Origin of the sequence: Arenimonas sp. (assembly GCF_022842045.1) — a bacterium.
In the GTDB taxonomy this organism is placed as follows: domain Bacteria; phylum Pseudomonadota; class Gammaproteobacteria; order Xanthomonadales; family Xanthomonadaceae; genus Arenimonas.
In genome coordinates, this window is the sequence record NZ_JALHQI010000121.1 from 1 (window position 1) to 3415 (window position 3415).

5 protein-coding genes are annotated in these 3415 nt (G+C 71.7%); 2 read left to right on the forward strand and 3 right to left on the reverse strand.

Annotation, left to right across the window (positions count from 1 at the left end; translation table 11 throughout):
* Together Q0C12_RS14765 and Q0C12_RS14770 are read right to left on the reverse strand one after the other, a co-directional pair.
* Window positions 1-250, reverse strand: a 250-nt coding sequence (locus Q0C12_RS14765) for a hypothetical protein (protein WP_290891535.1), incomplete at its 3' end; no start/stop codon positions are given.
* 228 nt (window positions 251-478) lie between these two features.
* Window positions 479-1339, reverse strand: coding sequence for a hypothetical protein (locus Q0C12_RS14770; protein WP_290891537.1), 861 nt, complete (start codon window positions 1337-1339; stop codon window positions 479-481).
* Between the two features lie 171 nt (window positions 1340-1510).
* On the opposite strand from Q0C12_RS14770, the gene Q0C12_RS14775 reads away from it, so the two are divergent.
* Window positions 1511-2035, forward strand: a complete 525-nt coding sequence (locus tag Q0C12_RS14775) for a hypothetical protein (protein WP_290891539.1) — start codon at window positions 1511-1513, stop codon at window positions 2033-2035.
* A 56-nt stretch (window positions 2036-2091) separates the two neighbouring features.
* Here Q0C12_RS14775 and Q0C12_RS14780 read toward each other — a convergent pair whose 3' ends face one another.
* Window positions 2092-2703: an OmpW family outer membrane protein gene (locus Q0C12_RS14780; RefSeq protein ID WP_290891541.1), complete on the reverse strand. Its 612-nt coding sequence runs from the start codon at window positions 2701-2703 to the stop codon at window positions 2092-2094.
* 404 nt (window positions 2704-3107) lie between these two features.
* Here Q0C12_RS14780 and Q0C12_RS14785 point away from each other — a divergent pair.
* Window positions 3108-3415 (forward strand): biotin/lipoyl-containing protein (locus Q0C12_RS14785; protein ID WP_290891543.1); only part of this gene is annotated, 308 nt, incomplete at its 3' end.

Sequence of the window (3415 nt, forward strand, 5' to 3'; positions counted from 1 at the left end):
GGCCGGCCGCGTCCTGGCTCAGCAGCCACAGCCCGGGCGGCGGGGCGGGGCCAGCGCGGCAGGCCTCGGCCAGGCGCAGGCGCACCTCGGAGCCGGTGAGCGGCAGCAGGCGCCAGTCGCCGCGGCTGGCGCTGAGGACCGCGTTGTAGCGGCTGCCTTCGACGAAGATGGCGTCGTCGGCGGGTGGGGCGGCGCTGGCGGGGGCCAGGCCGGAAAGGGAAAGCAGAGCGGCCAGCAGCAGGCGTTTCATGGGTGGCTCCGTGCGAATCGGGCGGTGCCCGGGGTAGGCATAGCGTCCGCCCGGCCGGCCACCGCCGGCAGTGGCGAAAACGACACCTTGCGGGTGATTTCAGACTTTACGCCCCTTGCGGGCGAAATCCGACGGCCCGGGAGGCGCCAGCCCTGGGCTTGGCTCGCGGCGCCCCGAAAAGGAACGGGCCGCATGCGCGGCCCGTCCGGGGGATCGACGGCGGCCGGCTCAGCCGCAACCGTCGGTGTAGTGCAGGTAGCCCACCACGGCGTCGCCGCCCAGCATCACCCGTTCGACCCGGCCGCAGTCGAGGATCGGCGGGCCGTTGCCGGCCGGCAGCCAGAGCGGTTGGCCTTCGTTGGGCATCACGTCGTCCACGGCGACGGCAGCGACGTTGTCGATCTTGCCGCTGCCCAGGTCGACGATGCAGTCGAAGCGCGCGTCGCCCTGGTCGCGCAGGCGCACGCCGGCCTTGCCCTGGTTCATCGGCCAGGCGGTGGTGACGGCGACCGTGACCACGCCGGCGTCCTGCACGCAGCGGCCGATGGCTTCATCCAGGTCGGCGAGTCGGCGGGTCCAGTCGGTATCGGGCTTGCCGGCCGCGTCGAACACTGGCGCAGCGCCAAGGTCCAGGCCGATCTCGGCGCTGCAGCAGCCGTTCACCGGCTCGCCGCCGCCGAAGCTGGCCTGGGCGTGGAAGGGAAACGCGGGGCCATCGGCCATGGTGTCGAAGCACTGGCCGGGCGTGACCAGCGCGGCCACCGACTCCGCCGGGCTGCCTTCGGGCGCGCCGGTGAAGCGGAAGCTGCCGCCGTCGGCGGCGACCAGTTCGCCCTGCAGTTCCGTCTCGGCGTCCGGGGTCTTGAGCAGCGCACGGTCGGCGGTGATGTCCAGCGACCAGAAGGGTTCGTTGCCGCGGCAGAGGAAGGCGCGCGGCACCATCGGCACCGTGTCGGTCGCTTGCGGCGCGGGCGCCTCGACGGGTGCCATCGGCGGCGGTGGCGGGGCCTCGGCGGCGGGCGCGGGCGCCTCCTGGCGGCAGGCGGCCAGCGGGATCAGCAGGGCCAGGGCGAGCAGTCGCGTCTTCATCGGCGTTCCTCCAGGGGGCGGTGGAACGATGCCGCAGCGACGTGGCGGCGGCAAGCGCCGGTCCCGCAAGCATGAACGAAGGCACGGCGGCGCGCGCCTGCGGTCAACGCCGGCCGGGCTGCCACGTTTTGTGGGGCATGGGCGGAATGGACCGCCCCGATGGAGACCGACATGTTCAAGCCCCTGATTTGCACCGCCCTGGTCCTGGCCAGCGGCCTGGCCTTCGCGCAGGATGGCGGCGCCGACCGCGAGGCGCGTCGCGCCGAGTGGCAGGCCAAGGCCGAAGCCCGCTTCGCCGAGGCCGACAAGGATCGCGACGGCCGTCTCGACAGGATCGAAGCCCAGGCCTTCGGTGATCGACTGGCGCGCAACTTCGACCGCATCGACGCCAACCGCGACGGCGAGCTGGAGCGCAGCGAGCTGGCGGACGCCCGCCGACACGCCGCGCAGGGCAAGCGGCACCAGCGCATGCGGGCGATGCACGCCTACCAGCGTGGTCTGTTCAAGGGCATGGATGACGACGGCAACGGTGCCATCAGTCGCGCCGAGCTGGGCGACAAGGCGCCGCGCCTGGCGGAGAACTTCGCGGTGATCGATGCCAACGCCAACGGCGAGATCAGCGCCGACGAACTCAAGGCCCACCGCCAGAAGATGCGCGCCGAACATCGGGCGCAGCGCACGCAGCGCGAGGGCTGACGTGCCGGGTCCCCGGGGCGGGCGGTGGGGCCGCCCCGGGGGTTTTCACGATGGGATCAGAAGCGGAAGCCGGCACTGATGCCGTAGACCAGCGGGTCGACCTCGGCGGTGCCGACGTTGCCCAGGGTCTCGACGGTCACTTCGGTGTCGAAGTCGAGCTTGCGGACGTCCGCGCGCAGGAAGAAGTTGTCGTTGAAGTACACGTCCGCGCCCACGGTCAGGCTCAGGCCGTTGGCGTTGTCGCCGTCAATGCCCAGGCCCGCCAGGGCGCCGCGGGTCTGCTCGCCCGAGACGTTGACGATGCCGTAGCCGGCGCCGATGAACGGACGGAACTGGCCGTCGGTGTTGAAGTGGTAGTTCAGGCTCAGCGTGGTCGGGCGGTGCTCGACGGTGGCGACGGTGCCGAGGCCGGCCAGCGAGACTTCGTGCTCGAACGCGGTCAGGCCGCTCCACAGCTCGACCGAGAAGTTGTCGTTGAAGCCGTAGGCGAAGCTGCCGGTGAGGCTCCAGTCGTCGTTGACGCTGGCGCGGGCGCCGGCGAGCGTGCCGTTGTCGGACTTCGGGTCGGTGTTCTGGTAGCCCAGGGTGGCGGTGAAGGACTGGGCGTTGGCGCCGGTGGCGGCGAGCGCGCCACCGAGGGCGAGGGCGATCAAGGCAATGCGGGACATGGGTGGCTCCTTGCGGGGTTATCGGGGGGACCGGTCGTTCCGGCCCGGCGATACTCCCGGGCGCCGATTCAACTCCCGGTGAGGCCGGCGTTCAAGGCGCGTGAACGATTCAGGCGGCGGGGAACTTCGGCCACCGGGAGGAGTCCATGCCTTCGGTCACTGTCACCATTCGCACGCGCATCGTCGCCGCGGTGGCGGCCAGACTGGATCGACTCTCTCCAAGAGTGACATTGCGCTCAGGCCGGCAACGGCCTCGCCCGGCGGCGAACAGCACGCGTCGCCGGCGTGTTTGCGCCAAGCCAAGGCCCCCGCTCCCCCGGGGGTTCTTTTTGTCCGGCGCTTGGCCGTCGTCGGCGAACGGGGGACAATGGGCGCGGACTCAATTCGCGGAACCCAGGTGGACCATGGCCGAGCTGAAGGAAGCGCGGGTGCCGGATATCGGCGACGACAAGGATGTGCCCGTGATCGAGCTGCTGGTGCAGCCCGGCGACGCGGTGAAGAAGGACCAGGGCCTGGTCACGCTGGAATCGGACAAGGCGACCATGGAGGTGCCGGCGCCGTTCGACGGCATCGTGCGCGAACTCAAGGTCAAGGTCGGTGACGAGCTGTCCGAGGGCTCCGTGGTGGCGCTGATCGAGCCCACCGCGGCGGCCGGCGCGCCCGCGCCTGCCAAGCCCGCGCCGGCGCCTGCCCCGTCCCCCGCCGCCGTCGC

Excerpts from the sequence above, each read along its gene's own strand:
- Q0C12_RS14775 (WP_290891539.1), top strand. The coding sequence starts at position 1,511 with ATGTTCAAGCCCCTGATTTGCACCGCCCTGGTCCTGGCCAGCGGCCTG.
- Q0C12_RS14770 (WP_290891537.1), bottom strand. The coding sequence starts at position 1,339 with ATGAAGACGCGACTGCTCGCCCTGGCCCTGCTGATCCCGCTGGCCGCC.
- Q0C12_RS14780 (WP_290891541.1), bottom strand. The coding sequence starts at position 2,703 with ATGTCCCGCATTGCCTTGATCGCCCTCGCCCTCGGTGGCGCGCTCGCC.